This window comes from Cellvibrio sp. UBA7661 (assembly GCA_002483365.1).
Classification (GTDB): domain Bacteria; phylum Pseudomonadota; class Gammaproteobacteria; order Pseudomonadales; family Cellvibrionaceae; genus Cellvibrio.
Window position 1 is genome coordinate 126785 of the sequence record DLHT01000015.1, and the last position, 20551, is coordinate 147335.

20 protein-coding genes are annotated in these 20551 nt (G+C 48.2%); 6 read left to right on the forward strand and 14 right to left on the reverse strand.

The window, feature by feature from the left end; all coding sequences use genetic code 11:
• Positions 1 to 7 precede the first annotated feature (7 nt).
• On the reverse strand, positions 8 to 397 hold the full coding sequence (locus tag B2739_RS12655; RefSeq protein WP_331346213.1) for a hypothetical protein: 390 nt from the start codon (positions 395 to 397) through the stop codon (positions 8 to 10).
• Positions 398 to 617: 220 nt separating this feature from the next.
• Here B2739_RS12655 and B2739_RS12660 point away from each other — a divergent pair, with 220 nt between their 5' ends.
• Positions 618 to 1931: a sensor domain-containing protein gene (locus tag B2739_RS12660; RefSeq protein WP_331346214.1), complete on the forward strand. Its 1314-nt coding sequence runs from the start codon at positions 618 to 620 to the stop codon at positions 1929 to 1931.
• On the opposite strand, the gene B2739_RS12665 is transcribed toward B2739_RS12660, so the two are convergent.
• Both B2739_RS12665 and B2739_RS12670 read right to left on the reverse strand, forming a co-directional pair.
• Positions 1918 to 2688, reverse strand: a complete 771-nt coding sequence (locus B2739_RS12665) for a head GIN domain-containing protein (RefSeq protein WP_331346215.1) — start codon at positions 2686 to 2688, stop codon at positions 1918 to 1920. The two genes, B2739_RS12660 and B2739_RS12665, sit on opposite strands and share 14 nt — an antisense overlap.
• 69 nt (positions 2689 to 2757) lie before the next feature.
• Entirely contained in the window at positions 2758 to 3543 is a 786-nt protein-coding gene (locus tag B2739_RS12670; protein WP_331346216.1) for a DUF2884 family protein, read from the reverse strand.
• 228 nt (positions 3544 to 3771) lie between these two features.
• Between B2739_RS12670 and B2739_RS12675 the strand changes: the two genes are divergently transcribed.
• The 3 genes from B2739_RS12675 to B2739_RS12685 all read left to right on the forward strand — a co-directional run bounded on the left by B2739_RS12675 (position 3772) and on the right by B2739_RS12685 (position 7169).
• On the forward strand, positions 3772 to 6102 hold the full coding sequence (locus B2739_RS12675) for a Tex family protein (protein WP_331346217.1): 2331 nt from the start codon (positions 3772 to 3774) through the stop codon (positions 6100 to 6102).
• A gap of 120 nt (positions 6103 to 6222) precedes the next feature.
• Positions 6223 to 6561, forward strand: coding sequence for a zinc ribbon domain-containing protein YjdM (locus B2739_RS12680; protein WP_331346218.1), 339 nt, complete (start codon positions 6223 to 6225; stop codon positions 6559 to 6561).
• A gap of 65 nt (positions 6562 to 6626) precedes the next feature.
• Entirely contained in the window at positions 6627 to 7169 is a 543-nt protein-coding gene (locus B2739_RS12685) for a hypothetical protein (RefSeq protein ID WP_331346219.1), read from the forward strand.
• Positions 7170 to 7237: 68 nt separating this feature from the next.
• Here the strand turns inward: B2739_RS12685 and B2739_RS12690 are convergent, their stop codons facing one another.
• From B2739_RS12690 to B2739_RS12705, 4 genes are all read right to left on the reverse strand, one after another.
• A complete protein-coding gene (locus tag B2739_RS12690) occupies positions 7238 to 7762 on the reverse strand; it encodes a porin family protein (RefSeq protein ID WP_331346220.1) in 525 nt (174 codons plus the stop codon).
• A 116-nt stretch (positions 7763 to 7878) separates the two neighbouring features.
• On the reverse strand, positions 7879 to 8643 hold the full coding sequence (locus B2739_RS12695) for a sulfite exporter TauE/SafE family protein (protein WP_331346221.1): 765 nt from the start codon (positions 8641 to 8643) through the stop codon (positions 7879 to 7881).
• Positions 8644 to 8751: 108 nt separating this feature from the next.
• A complete protein-coding gene (locus B2739_RS12700; protein WP_331346222.1) occupies positions 8752 to 9273 on the reverse strand; it encodes a hypothetical protein in 522 nt (173 codons plus the stop codon).
• Between the two features lie 154 nt (positions 9274 to 9427).
• Positions 9428 to 9733, reverse strand: coding sequence for a hypothetical protein (locus B2739_RS12705; protein WP_049631829.1), 306 nt, complete (start codon positions 9731 to 9733; stop codon positions 9428 to 9430).
• Positions 9734 to 10007: 274 nt separating this feature from the next.
• Here B2739_RS12705 and B2739_RS12710 point away from each other — a divergent pair, with 274 nt between their 5' ends.
• Both B2739_RS12710 and B2739_RS12715 read left to right on the forward strand, forming a co-directional pair.
• Positions 10008 to 10478 (forward strand): nuclear transport factor 2 family protein, encoded by a 471-nt coding sequence (locus tag B2739_RS12710; protein WP_331346223.1) that lies wholly within the window; start codon positions 10008 to 10010, stop codon positions 10476 to 10478.
• Between the two features lie 18 nt (positions 10479 to 10496).
• The gene (locus B2739_RS12715; protein ID WP_331346224.1) at positions 10497 to 11057 is read left to right on the forward strand and encodes a glutathione S-transferase family protein; all 561 of its coding nucleotides are present in this window, start codon (positions 10497 to 10499) and stop codon (positions 11055 to 11057) included.
• A 151-nt stretch (positions 11058 to 11208) separates the two neighbouring features.
• Here B2739_RS12715 and B2739_RS12720 read toward each other — a convergent pair whose 3' ends face one another.
• From B2739_RS12720 to B2739_RS12750, 7 genes are all read right to left on the reverse strand, one after another.
• Positions 11209 to 12402, reverse strand: coding sequence for an ABC transporter permease (locus B2739_RS12720; protein WP_331346225.1), 1194 nt, complete (start codon positions 12400 to 12402; stop codon positions 11209 to 11211).
• Positions 12395 to 13189: an ATP-binding cassette domain-containing protein gene (locus B2739_RS12725; protein ID WP_331346226.1), complete on the reverse strand. Its 795-nt coding sequence runs from the start codon at positions 13187 to 13189 to the stop codon at positions 12395 to 12397. The genes B2739_RS12720 and B2739_RS12725 overlap by 8 nt, the downstream gene beginning before the upstream one ends.
• Positions 13186 to 14724 (reverse strand): alpha/beta hydrolase, encoded by a 1539-nt coding sequence (locus B2739_RS12730; RefSeq protein WP_331346227.1) that lies wholly within the window; start codon positions 14722 to 14724, stop codon positions 13186 to 13188. The genes B2739_RS12725 and B2739_RS12730 overlap by 4 nt, the downstream gene beginning before the upstream one ends.
• Positions 14725 to 14750: 26 nt before the next feature.
• Positions 14751 to 15125 carry a GntR family transcriptional regulator gene (locus B2739_RS12735; protein WP_331346228.1) on the reverse strand — a complete coding sequence of 125 codons (375 nt, stop codon included), beginning with the start codon at positions 15123 to 15125 and terminating at the stop codon, positions 14751 to 14753.
• A complete protein-coding gene (locus B2739_RS12740) occupies positions 15125 to 16495 on the reverse strand; it encodes a hypothetical protein (protein ID WP_331346229.1) in 1371 nt (456 codons plus the stop codon). Before B2739_RS12740 ends, B2739_RS12735 begins: the two co-directional genes overlap by 1 nt.
• Positions 16492 to 17367 (reverse strand): ABC transporter ATP-binding protein, encoded by an 876-nt coding sequence (locus B2739_RS12745; protein ID WP_331346230.1) that lies wholly within the window; start codon positions 17365 to 17367, stop codon positions 16492 to 16494. Before B2739_RS12745 ends, B2739_RS12740 begins: the two co-directional genes overlap by 4 nt.
• 166 nt (positions 17368 to 17533) lie before the next feature.
• A complete protein-coding gene (locus tag B2739_RS12750; RefSeq protein ID WP_331346231.1) occupies positions 17534 to 20347 on the reverse strand; it encodes a DUF4397 domain-containing protein in 2814 nt (937 codons plus the stop codon).
• Positions 20348 to 20551: the final 204 nt, after the last annotated feature.

Sequence of the window (20551 nt, forward strand, 5' to 3'; positions counted from 1 at the left end):
ATTCACACTAACGAAGCTTCGCCATTACATAACGCCAGGGAATAACAAAAGGCGTAAGCACAATACCCATCACACACGCAAACAAAACACCTTTGGCATATTCATCAAGCCCCGTTTGCAGCCACACAGGAAGGGCAAATACCAACACCCATAAGGTTTTCCACATCAATTCAAACAACAAAATGGGCAACAGCTGTAACGGGTAACGCAGCCCGACAAGCGCCAATAGCGAAAACGCCCCCAACATGGATTGGATTACCGAATGCGGATCAGTAACGCGCGTTTCCGGAACAATAATCGACGGCCAAATCGTTAACCCCAACCCAACAACTACCAGCAGATACATTGCCCGCAGCAATATCATCTGCACTTTTGTGACTCCTACAACTTCCGACATATCCCACTCCTTATGATGATTAGCCCACACATTTCACATCCATAGGTGTTATACACAAATATAACACCATAACAGATTAAAACAAGCCCGGGCCTCTTCCTGACCGCCACAGATTCATACAAAAGTTTGCGGCCAGGTTTTAATCCGTCGTGCACCTGACTATGCTATGTAGAATATGAGGCCAGCCTGTTGAGCTTGGCCGTTCTGATGGATGTAGATTATGAATTCCCCCTCCTTCCCTACCCTGGGCAAATATATTGATCTGCTGGTTGATGCTATTTGCGTAGTGGATAAACACGGACATTTTCTCTATGTGAGCCCCAGCGCCGAACAGATTTTTGGCTACAGCCAGATGGAGATGATGGGCAAGCAAATGCTGGAATTGATACACCCTGATGACCGCCAGCGCACGCTTCATACCGTTACCGACATCATGGAAGGAGAACCCCAGCCGCACTTTGAAAACCGCTACATCCGCAAAGACGGTGAGATAGTGCATATCATGTGGTCGGCACGATGGTCTGAAGCAGACCAGTGCCGTGTAGCTGTCGCGCGCGATATCACCCGCCGCAAACATGCGGAGAGCCTGCAGCAAGCCGTGTTTGCGATTGCGGAGGCATCCCATAACGCACAAGACTTGAATACCCTCTTCGCACAAATCCACCGCATTATCAGCGAGCTGTTACCGGCTGATAATTTCGCTATTGCATTACGAGACAAATCTTCTGCTGCGGTCAGCCTTCCTTATTCACGCGAGCAAGTGATGTTGGACTTTGGTAAAGACAGTAGCGAAATGAGCAACCAACTCTTAAACAACGTGCTGCATAAAAACGAAGCTTGTCTTTACAACGCTATGCATGAGCGCATGGCGCTGCAAAGTTGGCTGGGTGTTCCGCTTAAATCACACTCAGGCGTGCTGGGCGCATTGGTATTAAAAAGTTATTCTGCACAACATCATTACAGCGAAAAAAATTTGGAATTATTGCAATTTGTTTCTACCCAAATTGCTGCCGCAGTTGAGCGCAAACAAATGATGGCGCGTCTGGAACACCTTGCGCTTTATGACCAACTGACCAAGCTCCCTAACCGCACGTTGTTTTATGATCGAATCAATTCAGCTATGGCGCGCGCCAAACGCCACCACGCCATTTTTTCATTGCTGTATTTGGACATGGATAAATTCAAAGCAGTTAATGACACTTATGGCCACCTAACAGGCGATGCGCTATTAGAACAAGCTGCGCGCCGTTTGGAATCCTGCGTGCGTGAATGCGATACCGTAGTCAGGTTTGGTGGCGATGAGTTTGTAATACTGCTGGAAAATTTGGATTATCCGGAACAAAGTATTACGGTTGTGCAAAAAATTCAGGATGTGTTTCAAGAAGCATTTAATCTGCAAGGGCAAATGGTACACATCATGCCCAGCATAGGAATTGCACATTATCCATTAGATGGCGATACCGACCAAACGTTGCTGCGCCATGCCGATAAAGCCATGTACGCAGCAAAGCAAAATACGATTAATGTGCATTGACGTGGCTGGCGCCACTGGAGTTGGTTTTTGCTTTTGGATCGCCGTAGTAATCAATGCTCGATGCTCCGCTTGCCTCTGCAGTCAGTATATCTGTAACGGATGCTTCAACATGCGATGCGCCGCTCGCACCTAAATTTGCGTCTTTTGCAGTTAATTTTCTACCGCGGAAATTGCTCGCACCGCTGGCAGTCACTTCCAATGACTGGGTATTCCCCTCTGCACGTATATCCACGTTTGATGCGCCGGATAAATCAAAATCCTGACGCTTACTGTTGAGTGCGTTCAGTTTTACATTGGCCGCACCCGACAAATCCACAACCAATTCCTCTGCATTAAGGCCTGCAAACTCCACATTGCCCGCACCGCTTACACCAAGGCGGAAGATCTCGCCCTGCAAGTCACCGACATTGGCACGTGCACCACCGGAAATTTCCAGATATTCCAATTTTTTAACACGCAGCACTATGCGCACCGGTTCATTGCTGTGATTAAACCAATTGAAAAATCCCGGCTCCCCTTTTGCCCACACACTGACGCGCTTTCCGGTTTGATCGACCTTGATACGTTTCATCACCTCGGCTTCTGCCTCGACACGCAAATACTCAGTGCCGCCCTGGGTAATTTCAACAGAAGTATTTCCGCCGCTGACAAATTCAGAAAAATCTTTTACCGGATAGGTTTTGGCAACGATTTCCGCCTGAACACCGGCAGCAGTGAGCAGCGCTATAAATGCAAATGATATTGTGCGAATTAACATGGTAAACCTCAAAAAATATCAACTGATAACGATTAATAAATAACGATTAAATTCACGTTCGAACGAACATTAAATTATGTGTGACTGCGCAGGCGCTTCCACTTGCAAAAGATTGAATTGGTCAACCTGCGGCAACTTCACTTTCAATTGTTCCTCAACTACATCCAGTGCGCGGATGGAATCGCACAATGCTGCGCCGCGAGTTTCAAGCAGTGCTGATTTTGCATTCATTTGCTGTTCCATTTGCTGACCAAATTTTTCCATCCGCACGCCAAATGCCTCCATATCAACACCACTGGCCAATACTTCCCGGCCCAGAGCTAACAACACATCACCCAGTGATTCCTGTACGGATGTTTCAACAATCCGCTCGACACGCGTTGCAAAATAATCGCCTAACAAATCGGGTGTGTTATCACCTTTGGCATTGAACCTGATGGTATTGTCCGGTGAAAAATATTGCTGGACATCGCCCTTCAGTCCATTCAGTTCATCGCGCAATTGCTGCGACACTTTATTGCCGTCACCCAATAAACTATCGATAGCAATGGAAAGTGCTGTCGCTGCCATATTGATGCCTTCTACAGCAACGCCTTTCACCTGCGGCACCAATGCACGCAGTTGTGATTCATATCGAGCCAATAACACGGTCTGCTCGTCATCCAACGCAACCGCCACACCATCAACAAGTAGCGTGTGATTGCGGGTAATTTCATAGACTGGCCGCCCTTCTTCCGCAACGCGAATCGCCTCTTTGGAAATACTCAAATCACCCTGCACATTAATATTGCAACTTTGGCCCGCCTGCACACCGCAAGCCATTGCCAAACACACGCCGGCAATTACGATTTTCATATCTTCTCCTTCACTTGATTTGTATTGCTGTTTTCGCTAGCTACACCTTAAGACGCAGCAAAACCACAATCAGATTCAGCAGCGTTAAAAATTATCCGCATCTGATCATTGCCCTATCTGATTACTGCCCCCCCATAAAGCCTCGCTAAAAACAAGTCTGGAAGTGGCGCGTTATTTGGCGATAATGGTGCCCTTTCCGATTCAAGCCGCAACATGAGCCATTTCGTTATGACCAGTTTACCCAGCATTGCCAAACGCATCGCCGATGAATTAAACGTTCAGGAACAACAAGTTAGCGCAGCCGTAGGGCTACTGGATGAAGGCGCGACCGTGCCCTTTATCTCCCGTTACCGCAAAGAAGTGACCGGTGGGCTGGATGATTCGCAAATGCGTACGCTGGAAGAGCGCCTGCGCTACCTGCGCGAACTGGAAGAGCGCCGCGCGGCGATCCTGAAATCCATCGGCGAACAAGGCAAACTCACGCCGGAACTGGAACATGAGGTATCCATCGCCGATACCAAAAACCGCCTGGAAGATTTGTACCTGCCATATAAGCCCAAGCGCCGCACCAAAGGCCAGATCGCCAAAGAGGCAGGGCTGGAACCACTTGCAGAAGCACTGCTGGCCGACCCAACACTCGCCCCCGACGTGGAAGCCGCCAAGTATTTCAACGCTGAGCACAGCATTAATGATGTGAAATCGGCACTCGATGGTGCCAAATACATACTGATGGAAAAATTCAGTGAAGATGCGGAATTGCTCGGCCGCCTGCGCCACTTCCTGCATAACGAAGCCACCTTGTCTGCGCGCGCGGTGCCCGAAAAAGCCAATGACACCTCGCAAGAAGTGCAAAAATTCCGCGATTATTTTGAGCACGATGAAGCGCTCAAATCGGTGCCTTCACATCGCGCACTGGCTATGTTCCGCGGCCGCAATGAAGGCGTACTGAGCATCAGTATTAAAGTGGGCAATGAAGAACAACGCATCGGCCATCCTTGTGAAACCATGATCGCCGAACATTGGCAAATTCAGGATAAAGGCCGCGCTGCCGATGGCTGGTTAGCTGAAGTGGTACGCTGGACCTGGCGAGTCAAATTGCTCACCCATCTGGAAACGGATCTGCTCGGTGAGCTGCGCGAAAAAGCTGAAGAAGAAGCGATAAAAGTATTTGCATCCAATTTAAAAGATTTGTTGCTCGCTGCACCTGCAGGCCAAAAAGCCACCATAGGTTTAGACCCGGGCATGCGCACCGGTGTAAAAGTGGCCGTGGTAGATGCAACCGGTAAAGTGCTCGACCACTGCGTGATGTACCCAACGCCGCCGCTCAATAAAATTGCCGAGTCAGAAGCGATTCTGGTGCATCTGTGCAACAAACATAACGTAGGTTTGATCGCGATTGGTAACGGCACTGCATCGCGCGAGACCGAAAAATTTGCCAAAGATGTGCTCAAACGCCATCCGGAAATCAAAGCCAGCGCTGTAATCGTTAGTGAAGCGGGTGCATCGGTTTATTCAGCATCAGAATACGCTGCGAAAGAATTTCCGGATTTGGACGTGACGATTCGCGGTGCAATTTCTATTGCGCGCCGCTTGCAAGACCCGCTCGCTGAATTGGTAAAAATCGATCCAAAATCCATTGGTGTTGGTCAATACCAACACGACGTATCACAATCACAGCTCGCGCGCTCACTGGATGCGGTAGTGGAAGACTGTGTGAACGCGGTCGGTGTGGAAGTGAATACTGCATCGGCAGCGCTGCTGGCGCGCGTTTCCGGCTTGAACACCACGCTCGCCAATAACATTGTGGAATTCCGCAACCAAAATGGTGCATTTAATTCACGCACCGCGCTGAAAAAAGTACCGCGTTTTGGTGAAAAAACCTTTGAGCAAGCCGCAGGCTTTTTGCGTGTTGCCGGCGGCGACAATCCGCTCGACGCTTCAGCAGTCCATCCGGAATCCTATTCGGTTGTAGAAAAAATCGCGCAAAAAAACACTCGCGATATTAAAGGCTTGATTGGCGATTCATCGTTCCTGCGCAGCTTAAAAGCAGCGGACTACACCGATGAGAAATTTGGTGTCCCGACGGTTACCGATATCATTAAAGAGTTAGATAAACCCGGCCGCGACCCGCGCCCGGAATTTAAAACAGCGCAATTCCAGGATGGTGTAGAAGAAATTACCGATTTGGTTCCCGGTATGATTTTGGAAGGCACTGTTACCAACGTCACCAACTTCGGTGCATTTGTGGATATCGGTGTACATCAGGACGGACTGGTGCATATTTCTGCGCTCTCGCACAACTTTATTAAAGACCCGCGCGAGGCGGTAAAAGCAGGCGATATCGTCAAAGCGAAAGTAATGGAAGTGGATGTGCCACGTAAACGCATCGCCCTTTCATTGCGTTTGGATGATACGCCCGGTGAAAAGGTGGAAGGTAAGAAAGGTGGCGAGCGTTCACCATCGCAAAACCAACAACGCGCGGCGCAGAAAAATAATCCTGCACCGGCCGCAATGGGCAGCATGGGCGCGCTGTTGCAACAGGCGATGAAGAAAAAATAGTTAGTTGCCCACAATAGTCACTCCCAAGCTGAGCTTGGTAAATGATTAAAAAGGAAGTCGCCATCCTCGCGCAGCGAGAATGGCGGCAAAGCACGACATTATTGCGATGTAAAAACAATTATGAGTACTTTACCCAACTGCCCCAAATGCAATTCCGAATACACCTATGAAGACGATGCTAATTTTGTGTGCCCCGAATGCGCACACGAGTGGCCGCAAGCTGCAGTAGCAGATAATGAAGACCAACTGATTGTTCGCGATGCCAACGGCAATTTGCTGGCCGATGGTGACAATGCTACAGTCGCAAAAGATTTAAAAATCAAAGGCACTTCATCAGTACTTAAAGTCGGCACCAAAGTAAAAATTGTCCGCTTGGTGAATGGCGACCATAATCTGGATTGTAAAGTAGATGGTCACGGTGCCATGATGCTGAAATCAGAGTTTGTCAAAAAGGCTTAGTCACAAAAAAGTGACTTACAAAAGCCACACATACAAGTAAAACCAATTGCATACAGGAGCACGCAATGGAAATTGGTAAAAAAACAATCGCAGCCGGAATTGGCTTATTTTTTCTGGGCGGGTTCAGCGTTTATTTAATCATGGCAAACAACTCTGGTGCAGCACCAGCACCAACCGCTACCCATCAACCCGCGGCCATGCAAGAGGCAATAGAGCAGTTACGCACAAATAATGCCGCCAATGCACCTGAAATAGTTGCACCTGAAACAACCGCAACAGCTTCACATGTAGCAACACCGGAAGAAGAGCCAGCTGAACTCACGCACGATGAGTTTTTAGCACAAGCAGAAGCGCGCCGCGAGCAGCGTTTGATCGATGAAGCAGAAGCAGACCGGCTTGCAAAACTGAGTGCGATTAAAGAAAAAAGCGTGGAGTGCAAATTCTGGAAACAGCAACAAAAAACATCCAGCGCTACCGCCAAAATAGAAGAAAAAATTATTCAATATTGCACATTGCAAACGAGTAGCGCGGCGCATTCATCAAATAGCACAGAGCACCCAGCTAATAATGCAGATGTGGATCAAAGCGAAAACAACGGGCAACTGTAACGCAAAAACCTGAGTGAGGAACTGCACTTGGGCGCTTAATAAAAATGCCCAAGTGCAAAAAAGCAGAATTAGAAACGGTAATCGACGTTTATCGAAACACCGCTGAGCTCAACACCTTCTGAGTCACCGTCAAATTTGGCATCGCCATCAAGAACCATCCGGGCTTCCAAATTAAAGTTCAACTGTGATGTCACAGGAAAGCCAACACCTGCACCATAGGAAAAACCGTTCAGGCTAACAGAATCATCTTCACCTACGTCACCATCCAATTTAACTTGACCAAAGGTGTAGCCAAATAACAAATACGTTTTGGCAGTATCGTTAGAGCTTTCTGTGCGGTAATACAAGGATGTGTAAAGCAAATCAAGGCCATCTTCTGAACCATAACCTAAACGAGCCTCACCACCGACAAAAGGGCTGTGTTTGTATCCACCAAGAATCTCACCGGTGGTCCAATCCAGAGAGCCGCCCTCATCAAAGCGCATTTTTAAATCTGCAGCGCCTCCACCTACATAAAAACCGCCGGTAGAGTTATCACCCGCAACGGCAACCATTGGTAAACCTAACGCCAAGGCAGCTAACCACTTTTTCATTTTTTGAGTCCTTTAATGGATGTGTGTTGAGGCGATATCGTTGTTATCCACCATCATCGCCCAGTCATGTGCGTGAGCATCATACCCAATTTGCCTATAAATTCCAGCCGGAGAGCTTACCCCCACAATCCCAATATACCTTCGTAGGTTAATTTAATTCCCGCCAACAATAAAAAGCCGTAACTGACCCAGTAAAAAATACGGTCAGATACGCGATGATGCAGATAAACACCCAGCCATACCCCCAGCGGTGCCAATGGCAAAAGCATCAGCGACGTGAAAAACGAGGCCTGTGTAATTTGCCCTAACCACACATAGGGAATTAACTTAATAAAATTAATGATGGCAAAAAATAAAATGGTTGTTCCGGCAAGCACAGATTTGGAAAGGTGTTGCGGCAATAAATAAATTGCCACCGGTGGCCCACCGGCGTGAGCGATGTAACTGACATAACCGGCAACACCCCCCCAAAACGTGCCAGCGATTTTATTGGGTTTTTGTTCGCGCAATTGCTCCAGAAATTTTTTACCCCACAAATAATGAAGTACAAAATAAATTGACAACAAACCAATTAATAAACGAATCCAGTCGGCGTTGGTAATCTCAAATGTCAAGGCACCCGCAACAGTACCGAGCAACGCGCCAGGTAAAAGAATTTTTAAATTGAGCTTGTCCCAGGTTCCGCGAAAACTCCATAAACTGAATGCATCCATACTGCATAAAATCGGCAGCAGGATTGCCGCAGCAAGGCGCGGGTCAATCATTAATGCTAACAGGGGAACGGCCAGTGTGCCAAAGCCACCACCAAAGCCGCCTTTGGACATCCCCACCAATATTACGACAGGGATAGCAAGACAATAAAAGAGAGGGTCAGAAATCATGCCAGCCATCTTTGCGATAAAAGACGCTAGCATGGCGAAGCGGAGGCAATTTATCCAGCGCTATCCTTGCGCAAGATAAATCTTTACGCACAGCGTATGTGCAAATTGTTAGTGCAGTTCGACAGGATAGTAATCGTACTCACAGTAACCAGAGTTGTAATCGCAGATTTCAATGAACAAATAGACTTTTTGCGGGATCTGGTCGATTAACGGGTAAATATCGCGCTCTTGCGCTGCATTACCGCAGGACATAAAAAAGTCTGATGTGTACTCACAAATCAAATTGCCACTTTGGTCACATGAGCGCCCCGCTCCGCACCACTGTGAATGCACCACAATACTATTTTCAATCGTATTGCGATCATTGATCCGCACAGACACGCGATAATCCTCAAGGCTATCGACATCCCAAAAAATTTCAAACAATCCATCGTAAAGATAGGGATCAAGAATGAGCGGAGGATGGTTAGGTGTTGCGGTATCGGTATCGTAACTATCGATAATATCAAACGCGCGCAACTCAGGGATGTAGTTTTCATGCGGATCATCGGCTGCAACTGTTTCGCTGCCGCAACCCGATAAAAAATTCACGCAAAATAGAATACCAATAACAGGCAGCAATTTTTTCATAGCACAGCTCCGCGGGGGGAATATGGAGCTGATGCTATGACCGAAGCACTGAATAATGCCTGAATAAAAAACTACGCGACTGCATTAACACAACACGACTAAAACAGCACGCAGTCGGATAAACATAGGTGCATAACCGATGCGCTGTTAGCGATTAGTGGCGAAAATGCAACGCGGGTTTTAAATTGACAGAACCATCTTCCTCAAGCAACGCATGCTGGGTAGATTCGGCATTGGCAACCACCACAACCGGTTGCATAAACAGCGGCCGCCGCACAAACCATAAATGCCAACCAAAACTTTCCAGACTGTGCAGCGCGAGCAATTGGGATTCATTCAAATAGCGTCCTATATCGATAGGCACTGCTTTTTGGCCTCCGCGCCGATCATCTACAACATGCTGTAAACGCTCTGCTAAGGTGGTTTTCAGTGAAGACTTGGATGGGCTTAACTCCGGCATAGTGCAACTCCCTTATTTGTTACTGTTTGCTACTGCCTACTTATACCGCCAGTGGCATCAATCACAACATATGTGATCAACCTCACATCAGTGTCGTGATAATTATCACGCTTGTCAAAAACCGTGTTGGAATATCCAACCAGCCCATAAGCATGCTTTTACATAATTGCAACGCCCATAACGCCATAAGAGCCGCTAGAATCAACACCTATAACAAGCATAATCACTCGGTCACCCAATCACTTTACTGCACGGTTTTTATAGGAGTTTTTATATGAGTTTCAATAATTTAGCCAAGCGCCTTGTGGCCTGGACACTTTTCATCAGCAGCGTTTGCGGCACGGCTGTGGCGATGGCTGATGCAAGCGATTCCCAACAGGTTGCACAAAAAGTTGAAGCCCTGCGCCAAGCCATGATTGACGGCGACGGGAAAGCCTTGCGCAACTTGTCCGCCCCGCAGCTCAGCTACGGCCACTCAAGCGGAGTCATGGAGGACCAAGAGGCGTTTATTGAAAAAATCAGCAGCGGTAAATCCGACTTTGTCACCATAGATTTAACCAACCAGACCATCCGCATTTCAGGAGATACCGCACTGGTGCGCCATGACCTGAAAGCCGACATCAAAGACGGCGGCGTACCAAACACCATTCATTTAGGCATTTTGTTGGTATGGCAAAAGCAATCCGGCGACTGGAAACTGCTCGCCCGTCAGGCATTCAAATATCCACCGCAGGTAACACCATAATTATCCGGAGAACACCTCATGAAGCTGTACGGAAGCTATACATCACCTTTTGTGCGCCACGTGCGCATAGTCCTGCTGGAAACCGGTTTGGATTGCGAGTTTATTGAAACAGACCAAACCGGCAGTGCTGCACAATCGCCCACACAGCGCGTTCCGTTTTTACAGGATGGCGATATTTTTTTAACGGACTCTGCATCGATTATTAAATACCTGCGCGAGCAGGTTGGCCAAGATTATTGCAAAACAGCCAAAGAATTGGATGAGCTGTGTTTGGTAAGTACGCTGATGGATGCCACCGTGAATTTATTTTTTATCAAACGCGATGGCGTTGATATTAGCGGGATTCCTTATTTACAGCGGCAAGCGGCACGCATTCACACAACACTGAAAGAATTGAACCAATTGCCGCTACCCGATTCAGCGCCCTACACCGATGCGCACATACGCCTGGCTTGTTTTATTGGCTGGGCAAAATTGCGCAGCCAGGTAGATTTTTCGGCTTACCCCGCACTGGAAAAATTCTATACAAAGGCAAACCAACACCCACATTTTCAGGCCACACAACCACCACAAAGTTAACAACAAAAAACAGAGTGTCATAAAAAAAGCGCAGACATTTTATGATGTCTGCGCTTTTTTTTGCCATGTTTTTAAAGTTATGTTTTTAAAGGTATTTTTTAGCGGTATGTTGTACCGGCTTATTAATCAGGCGCTGTATTTAAAGACCGGATTAAATACCGTAAACAATTTTCGGCTTTCGCAATTGGCTTGCCGTGTAATACAAAAATAGTATCGCCAGCATAACTGCCACAATCCAGGCTTGGAAAAAATGGAGTGGCAATACATCACCACCCAAAAGCAAATCCTTGACCAACACCTGCTGGCTTAACACCGGCACCCAGCGGAACCATTCTTCATACGCACTTGGGTTAAACATTGTATAAAACAGTGGCACCATCGGAAGAAATACCATTAACCCCATATAAGTCTGGGCATCTTTAAAATTACGTGCAAACAGTGAAATCACAAATTGCAGCGAGGTTGCCAGCAGCGCGACCGATATCAACACCACATACACACCAGTGAGATCAGCTGCAGACACATCAACGCGCAAGCCCAGCTCTTTAAATGGAACGTAAGCAAACGCCACAGCAAGCAATACAATTTCTACCAGTAATACTGTCAAGGTCAGTGAAAAACTGGTGAACCATTTGCCGATTGCCAATGCAGCAGAGGATGCCGGTGTGATCAGCAATGATTCTAACGAGCGCCGCTCGCGCTCACCCGCGGTCATATCTGCACTGAAACCGACACTGGAAATAAATGCCGTGAGAATTAACAACATGGGCAAACTGGCCATCACGAAAAAGCCCATCTTTTCATCGCTGGCAATATTGAGATCGCGGATATACACCGGATTGGTAATGCCCGGTGAAATACCGCGCGATAACAGCCGCAAACTGCCCATGCGTGCATTCCAACTCCAGATTTGCTGCCGCACAAAATGCAAACTGCCCTGTAATTTGCTGTTGGTTGCATCGAACACCAATGCCAACTCAATCGATTCACCGGTTGCAAATTTTTCACGTGCATCGCTTGGAATAATCAACGCATAACCTAAATCGCCGCGCTCAACTTGTTGGTAGGCATCATCATCCACTGCATCTACTTTGACACCACGCTCTTGCAGCCAGCCGATGAGTGGAGGCAAAAATTCTGCACCGACTACAGCCAATTTAATCGGCTCACTGGTCGTGGCACGCGATTGGTTTGACATATGGATAATAAATAATGATGACGCAACAAAAACACCCACAAAGTACACCGGCATTAACAGCGCCATACGCAAACTTTTGCTATCGCGCAGTGCATCGCGCCATTCTTTGTGCAACACGATCCGCATATTCATAAACCATTCACGCATGGGAATATTCCTCTTCCGGCTGCACCAGATTGACAAATGCTTCTTCTAATTGATGGGATTTTCCTGCTTCCAATATTTCAGCCAATGAACCATCGGCAAGAATTTTTCCGCGCGCAATCACAATAATACGGTCGCACAAGCCACTGACTTCATGCATCAAGTGGCTGGAAAAAATCACACACCGCCCTTGCTGTTTTAATTCATGTAACAAGCGCCGCACCGCGCGGGTGGTAATCACATCCAAACCATTGGTGGGCTCATCCAATAAAATATGTTGTGGCTGGTGCACAATCGCGCGCGCTAATGCGGTTTTCATTCGCTCACCCAATGAAAATCCTTCCGCGCGCCTATCCGCGATAGACTCCATTCCCAACAATGCAATTAACTGGTCAATCGCCTGCTCCAATGATTGACCTGTCATACCCTGCAATTCACCAAAGTAGCGAATGTTTTCGCGCGCGGTTAAACGCTTATACAATCCGGTATCGTCCGGTAGCACACCTAATTGCTGGCGCGCCGCATTGGCGTTATCGCTCACCCGAAAATGATTCACCCATACATCGCCCGCACTGGGCTGCAACAAACCGTAAATCAAACGCATCAGTGTCGATTTACCTGCACCGTTCAAACCCAAAAGGCCGGTAATTTCACCATCGCGCAACGTAAAACTGACATCATCCAATGCCGTAATCACATCGGGTTGATGCGATTTTTTAAAACCCGGCAATTGAAAAGCCGATGCTTTTTTTGCTGCAAAATGTTTACTGAGATGCTCAACACGGATCATGGTTGTTCACTCCCTGTAGATGACGAGCTGGCTGATTTTTTCTGGTTAGCACCCAACACCAGCGGCAGTGGTTTGATATGGCTGACACATTCGCTGTTAATTCCTTCCATGGAGGCGCGCTCAATAAACTGTGCAATCAATTGCGGAATGCAACCTTCAGTAGAAATAGAATGGTTGCCACCGCTCGCCGTCAGCAACAGCGCATTGGGAAGATGCTCAGCAACCGCTTTTGCCCAGGACTCCGGCGTAACCGGATCATGCTTGCCAGACAATAACAGCGCAGGTGCTTCACTTTTTATCGGCGCCCAATAATCGGCAGGCAAGGTGGCTTTGGGCCAAAACTCACAAATCGCCTGCATGTCTTTTACAAAGTGCATCCCAAAAAATGGGGTGCTCTGGGCAATATCGTCAGCGGATATTTGCGGCCAGTCTTCGTTACAAATCACGCTGTAGCGCATACCTTCCATGATATTCATTTGCTGCATTTGCTCATTCGCCAATGCCGAAAGTGCAGCCAGTAAACGATAATCTTTTTGTTCGGCATAACTGATCGCACGTGGCAGCAATACGGTCAGGTCGCGCGAATATAGCGACATAAATAACAGTGATGAAAATGTGCGCGGGGATAGCATCAGGGTTTCGGTTTGTTGATTGCGCGGATGCTCATACGAAATCGATAGAGCGCCTGCATCAGCTTGTGTGGATTGCAAATACTGAAAAACGGATTCTGCTTTTTGCACGATATTGCCAAATTCAGTTGCGCAATCCGGCTGCGCAAGGCACTCATCATTCACCGCCTGTAAAGCCAGCATGGTGTCGCGCGCAAAATATTTCGGCAGCGCAATACTGACCGGTGCAACACCATCCAGAATTAGCGTGCGAGTGTGCTGCGGATAACGACGCGAGTACTCTAATGCGACGCGCGTTCCATAAGAACCGCCCCAGAGATTGATACTCGTGTAACCCAATGCCTTGCGCACCAAATCCAGATCCTGCGCTGCATAAGGCGTGGTATAAAAACCGCTGCTCCCCGCGTATTTTTCAGCACAGTTTTTTAACAAGCTGAGATATTTTTGATGTTGTTCTGACTCGGGCAAGAGTTGGTCATCTGTACTTAATGATTCGCAGCGCAATGGATTGGATTTACCCGTGCCGCGTTGATCGACAAATACCAGATCGCGATTTTTACGTACATCGGCAAAAAATCCGTGAATTTGGTTCGCCATATCAATCGATGAACCACCGGGGCCGCCCTGAATTAAAAACAATGGATCGGTATTGGGCACCGGGCTGATTGCCGGTAAGCGCAGAACCGATAATTGAATATCGGCGCTCGCAGGGTCATCCGGATTTTCTTTAACGGATAATTCACCGCACTCGGCACCAAATACCAAAGGCGGCTTTCCAGTTTCCACAAAACCGGGGCAGAGCTTCATAAAATCAGCTTTACCGGCTTCATGTTCTGGCGTAGGGCTGCAACCATAAAGTGTTGTCAGTAGCAGCAAGGCCGCAGAGCCAAACCTGTTTATATTCATTCGTTAAGTCCCTATGAAATGGTGAATTATTTTTTCGTTAATTGTTCACGCAGACTGGCAAGCAAAACTTTATCGGAAATTTCCAATTGCTTCGCAACCAAAACCAATTGTTCGATATGCGGTTGCAAATGCTGCAAGCGGGCATACTCTGAATTGGCACTGTGTTGTTGTGCGGCAACTTGCATAGGCTTGCCGCGCTGACGAACCAATATCCCTTCCAATTCCAATTGGCTGTAGGCTTTGGAAATGGTCATGGGATTTACTGCATGTTCAACAGCAAGATCGCGCACCGAAGGCAATTCATCGCCTGCTTTTAATTGGCCACCAGCAACCATACGCCGAATTTGCTCTACCAGCTGGCGATAAATAGGAATGCCGGATTGGGGATTAAGGGTAAACATTAATTTTTCACCCGATAAAAGCTAATACGACTCCACACACGCAGAGCCCAGTAACGCATACCTACCAACAATATCAACATCGCCAGGATCAGCAACCAATTGTTTTGCAATTCTGCACCAGCGGCGGGCTGCCAAAACAAGCTCAACGAGGTCAACAGCAATATAAATAGAATAATCATAATGCCCGAAAGCCACCCCAACCAATTCAGGCTGGCAGTTGTTTTGTAGTAAATAATCCAGCCAAGATAAAATAATGGCGCGGCGAATAAACCGCTGATTACCACTATGTTGGCTAGAAAATACAGCGATAAGGCATTACCGAACATAAAATTTATGCCCACAATAATGCACAGCATGGTTCCATAAGCAACGCCCACATGCTGAAAATATTGTTTTTCGACATAGTAAAAAAGACGCGTGCGCGAACCACCAAAATAAATCCAGACGCGATTCAGATTGCGATAAATCAGCACTTGAAATTGCACATTACGCATTGCCATAAATGTAAAAATAATGACCGGAGCCATCTTTAGAAAAAATGCCTCGGTCATGCCGCGCAGTAAAAATGAACACAGCAGTACCATTAACAATAACGCTATAACTTGACCCAACTCGTATTTTAACTGCGCTTTTAATCCATCAGATGTACCCAGCAATAACGTCCCGCACAAGCTCTTCGGTGTGGATGACACCCAATAATTAAATGCTTGCACCACGCCCACTTTTTGCTCCTGCATTTCACGCATTTTTGCAGGCGATAGCGTCATATAGTTAACAAGGTATTTCTCGGGAATCCATCGGCACCACCACCAATACAGCGCGCCCCACACAAGCAACCCCACTGCAATGCAGACAAGGGCATTAATCTGTACCAACTGCTCTACCGCGAAATACAGCAGCCAAATAGAGGCAAAAATAAATGGCTGGAACCCCTGAAAATAAACGCTGGTTATCAGCATTGCAGCAGCAATTACCGCCACCAGAGTCAGTGCAATAGCCATGCTGGTTAAAAATGGATATCCATTTGGTTTAAAAGAAAACAACAGCGCAGAGGTTAATGCAATCAGGCTATACAGCGAAAATAGGATGCAAAATGTTTTGCTGCGCAGACCGGGAATCCATGACAGCTGTTTGCTGCTGACCAGCGACAACATTTGCGGCGGCACCATCACACCAATAAGAATACTGATCACAACAAGCGCTCCGCTGCCAATCATCAATACAATCGGCTGGTCAAACCACCATAGCAGTAAGCCGCCCAGCACCAGCAGCCCCATAAAACCGATAGTCATCCAGCGCGTTGCGCGCAACGGGAACATGAGCGTTCGTATCAGCTGCCAATATTGTTGCAATACCAAAGGCGCACTCATGTATTCATCTCCAGAAAAATATCTTCCAGACTTAAATACTCGACTTCCACTTGCGCTGAAAATTGTTGCGCAAGCCGCTCGGCACGTTCCGGCTCCCAGTCTTTAAACGTGAGCTGCGCGCGATTGCCGTGAATTTTTTGTGTGAGCAAATGCGGCAAATTAACACTCGCAGGAAATGGCGTTTCCGCAACCAAACTGACGCGCGCGACTGATTCTTTTAGCGCATCCAATTCACCTTGATACGAGAAACTACCGTCGCGCAGCATCCACACCTGATTGGCGACGCGCTCAACATCGCTGACGATATGGGTAGAAAAAATCACAGTGCGGTTTTCGTCAGCCGCAATATCCACTAATTGCTGCAAAAACTGTCGGCGCGCCAGAGGGTCAAGGCTCGCGACAGGTTCATCCAGAATGAGCAATTCCGGCTCGTGCGCAATCGCCAACAGAATCGATAATTTTTGCCGCTGCCCTACCGACATTTTTCCCGCGGGTGTAGACAATGGAATTAACCACTCATTGAGCAAACGGTTCACCAGCGCATCATTCCAATGGCGGCGAAACGTTTTGAATAAATTGAGATGCTCAACCACGGTGAGGCTCGGCAGCAACTCATCCTGCTGCGGAACAAAACCGATGCGCTGTTTGGTATCACCGGCAATAGCTGTTGCATCCACACCCCACAATTTGGCGTGGCCGAACGAGGGAAAACCAAACCCTAAAATAGTATCCAGTAACGTGGTTTTGCCCGCGCCATTTTTACCGAGCAAGGCGATGACTTGACCGGGATAAATATCGGCATTCAAGCCATTGAGGATACTGGTGCCGCCAATACTGCGCTGGAGGTGTTGCAATGAAATAGATGGATTCATGGGAACGTCCTGTTTTTATCTATGTGTATCACTACACTAATACACATAGATAAAAACAGCAAGCCGGGCTATTAACAAAAATACCGGCCTGAAAAATAAAAAAGCCCGGAACTATCCGGGCGCAGAAGAGGGAATCGGAAACGGGCTCAGTGCGAGCCAGTCAGGATCAAGGGGCTAATCCATCCAAACCAATCACAGACAAAGGTGTGGTCAAGTTAACGCCATCGCGCGCAATGGCGGTGTACACCATGCCATTAGCGAAGGTGAGCGTGGCTTTGATCGCCTCGGTTTTGGTGCCGGTTGGGGTAATGATCACATCGTAATTACCTGCCCCGAGCGATACATAACCTGTTTCAGCCTGGAATGGCACATTGCTGAATGCAGGTGTTGCATTGGCGATAGACGCACCGGCAGCCACCACATAGATATCCACGTTAGCAGCCAAGGTTGATGCATGTACCAAACGGACTTTGGCTTCAGTGGCCACTTTGCGGTTATTGTCGGTCAACAGCAGCGGTTTGATGTTCGCCAGCGCATCCACTGCCAACAAGGTGTACTCGGTGCCGTTCGCCAGAGCAACATTGGCATTGATCACCACTGGGGTGGTAGCACCCGTTGGAACCACTTTGAAGTTGTAGGTAGCCGCAGGCAGGTTCAGATAGTTAGTGAATGACGGGAACGCCAGATTGCTTATAGCAGGTGTTGTACCGTCATTAGCGATCACATCTACCGCTGGGGCATCGGCTGATGCATGCACTACACGCAAATTGGCACCGGCTGCTGCATCACTCAATACCGCTACGTTCGCGCCATCCAGCACCGCCAATTGAATGGGCGATGAACCAGTGCCTACATTGGGCACAGCACCGATCAGCAAGTCTTTACCGCTGGTGAGCGCAACGGAACCTGAGTCAAACACCACAGTGTTATTAGGCAGGGTCACACGGATGCGGTAAGTACCGGCTGGCACTTCCACAGGGCCCAGGGTTTCCTTGAACGAGAAACTACCCAATGAGGTTGCATCAGAAATGGCATCGCCAGGAGCAGTCACATGGACTTTCACTTCAGGCGCTGCTGCAGCCAAGTGCGCAACACGCACACGCACGTTGTTAGCGTTGGCAAGCTTGCCCATATCGGTCAGGATCAAAGGCTCAATATTGGCAACTGAGTTGACAGCGATCACGTCGTAACGGGTATTGCGCTCTAACGCCAAATCAACAGGGCCAATCACTACTGCATTGCCGGTGGGGATAATGCCTTCAACGGCAACGTTGTAGGTGTCCGCATCCAACTCCAGATAGCCAGTTGATTTTTGGTAATCAAGACCGGAGGCCACGACAGCACCATCCACCCACAGGTTCACTTTGGGTGCATCAGCAGAAGCGTGGAATACGCGCACATGGGTTTTGTTGGGCGCAAGACCGTCCAAACCAATCACACCCAGAGCAGCAGTCAAACCAGCACCGTCGCGGGCAATCGCGGTATAAACACCACCCGCCTCCAGCGCAACACCGACTTTAATAGCTTCAGTTTTGGTTCCGGCAGGCGCGATCACCACATCATAGTCACCTGCTGCCAGACTGACGTAACCAGTGTTCGCCTTGAAAGGAACTGCAGAGAACGCCGGTGTTGCATTGGCAATACCAGCACCCGGGGCAGTCACATAGATATCAACGTTGCCTGCCAGGGTAGAACCATGCACCAAACGCACTTTGGCTTCGGTAGCGACAGAGCGATTGTCATCATTCAGCAATACCGGCTCGATAGTCGCCAATGAACCCATTGCAATCAGGGTGTAGGCTGAACCATTGGCAAGCGGCACATCGGCATTGATCACCACCGGAGCAGCTGCTGCGTTAGGGGTCACTTTAAAGTTGTAAGTGGCCGCTGGCAGATTGATGTAACCAGTTGATTCAGGGAATGCCAGATTGGCAATCGCTGGAGTGGCATCATTGTTTGCAGTGACATCTACCGCAGGTGCATCTGCCGAATTGTGCACTACACGCAAATCAGCACCAGCACTCTTGTCGCTGATCATTGCCACAGCATCGCCATCCAGTACCGCCAGTTGGATTGGTGATGAACCAGTACCGACATTAGGCACTGCACCAACCAATAAGTCTTTGCCGGCAGCCAGGGTGACAGTGCCGGAATCGAACACCACGGTGTTGTCTTCAAGCGTCACGCGGATTTGATAATCACCCGCCGCTACTTCTACCGCACCCAAGGTTTCTTTGAATGCAAAAGTCCCCAGCGCAGCAGATGAAGCCAAGTCAGCTCCGGGCGCAGTCACAAATACTTTTACCGCCGGTGCAGCTGCAGCCAGATGTGCAACACGCACACGTACTTTGGTGTTGTCGCTCAGGCTGCCGGTATCGCTCAGCACCAGAGGCTCAATAGCACTCACGCTATTAACTGCGATAACGTCGTAATCTGTATTACCCGCCAAGGACAAATTCACAGGGCCGATAACCACAGCATTACCGCCGGGGATAATGCCTTCCACGGCAACTTTGTAAGTACCTTCATCAAGCGTCAGATAGCCGGTTGATTTTTGGTAATCCAACGCAGAAGCCACCACCGCATCGTTCACCCACAAATTCACTTTGGGGGCATCGGGCGATGCATGGAACACGCGCACCATGGTTTTTTGCAATGGCGTTACAGTGACGGTTGCAGTCGCACTTTTTTTCTTGTCCGCAACACTGGTTGCAGTGACGTGATAGGTGCCTGCAGCCGCAGGTGCGGTGTAAACACCGGATGAGGTCACGCTACCACCGTTAGCTTCAACCACCGACCAGGATACTGCTGTGTTTTTGGTGCCGGTCACGCTGGCGGTGAAACTTTGGGTTGCACCCGCCTTTATGGTGGCGGTAGCAGGGTTGATCGAAATACTCACATTGTCTTTATCATCATCGCCACCACAGGCGACCATGAAAATGCTTAATAGCACTAGTAAAAAGCCTTTCATTAGCTTCATTTCCTTACCCTCCTACTGATCAAATCAGCAGCTTGTTAATGTGTTATCAAAGGGAATCCCTGCGCTTGGTTTACAAGTGCAGGAGCAGCGTTAGCGGGTTGATTTACGCGAGGGATTTTTTTTACGATCAATTTACAAATGAAAAATGCAAGAAAGTTGGCTAAGTGTGAAAAAGTTCAAATGGAATAGCCGCAGAAATGATCC

Coding starts and splice junctions, on each gene's coding strand:
- B2739_RS12725 (WP_331346226.1), bottom strand. CDS start 13,189: ATGATCCGTGTTGAGCATCTCAGTAAACATTTTGCAGCAAAAAAAGCA.
- B2739_RS12660 (WP_331346214.1), top strand. CDS start 618: ATGAATTCCCCCTCCTTCCCTACCCTGGGCAAATATATTGATCTGCTG.
- B2739_RS12730 (WP_331346227.1), bottom strand. CDS start 14,724: ATGAATATAAACAGGTTTGGCTCTGCGGCCTTGCTGCTACTGACAACA.
- B2739_RS12680 (WP_331346218.1), top strand. CDS start 6,223: ATGAGTACTTTACCCAACTGCCCCAAATGCAATTCCGAATACACCTAT.
- B2739_RS12710 (WP_331346223.1), top strand. CDS start 10,008: ATGAGTTTCAATAATTTAGCCAAGCGCCTTGTGGCCTGGACACTTTTC.
- B2739_RS12705 (WP_049631829.1), bottom strand. CDS start 9,733: ATGCCGGAGTTAAGCCCATCCAAGTCTTCACTGAAAACCACCTTAGCA.
- B2739_RS12745 (WP_331346230.1), bottom strand. CDS start 17,367: ATGAATCCATCTATTTCATTGCAACACCTCCAGCGCAGTATTGGCGGC.
- B2739_RS12715 (WP_331346224.1), top strand. CDS start 10,497: ATGAAGCTGTACGGAAGCTATACATCACCTTTTGTGCGCCACGTGCGC.
- B2739_RS12720 (WP_331346225.1), bottom strand. CDS start 12,402: ATGCGTGAATGGTTTATGAATATGCGGATCGTGTTGCACAAAGAATGG.
- B2739_RS12740 (WP_331346229.1), bottom strand. CDS start 16,495: ATGAGTGCGCCTTTGGTATTGCAACAATATTGGCAGCTGATACGAACG.
- B2739_RS12655 (WP_331346213.1), bottom strand. CDS start 397: ATGTCGGAAGTTGTAGGAGTCACAAAAGTGCAGATGATATTGCTGCGG.
- B2739_RS12670 (WP_331346216.1), bottom strand. CDS start 3,543: ATGAAAATCGTAATTGCCGGCGTGTGTTTGGCAATGGCTTGCGGTGTG.
- B2739_RS12690 (WP_331346220.1), bottom strand. CDS start 7,762: ATGAAAAAGTGGTTAGCTGCCTTGGCGTTAGGTTTACCAATGGTTGCC.
- B2739_RS12695 (WP_331346221.1), bottom strand. CDS start 8,643: ATGATTTCTGACCCTCTCTTTTATTGTCTTGCTATCCCTGTCGTAATA.
- B2739_RS12685 (WP_331346219.1), top strand. CDS start 6,627: ATGGAAATTGGTAAAAAAACAATCGCAGCCGGAATTGGCTTATTTTTT.
- B2739_RS12700 (WP_331346222.1), bottom strand. CDS start 9,273: ATGAAAAAATTGCTGCCTGTTATTGGTATTCTATTTTGCGTGAATTTT.
- B2739_RS12750 (WP_331346231.1), bottom strand. CDS start 20,347: ATGAAGCTAATGAAAGGCTTTTTACTAGTGCTATTAAGCATTTTCATG.
- B2739_RS12735 (WP_331346228.1), bottom strand. CDS start 15,125: ATGTTTACCCTTAATCCCCAATCCGGCATTCCTATTTATCGCCAGCTG.
- B2739_RS12665 (WP_331346215.1), bottom strand. CDS start 2,688: ATGTTAATTCGCACAATATCATTTGCATTTATAGCGCTGCTCACTGCT.
- B2739_RS12675 (WP_331346217.1), top strand. CDS start 3,772: ATGACCAGTTTACCCAGCATTGCCAAACGCATCGCCGATGAATTAAAC.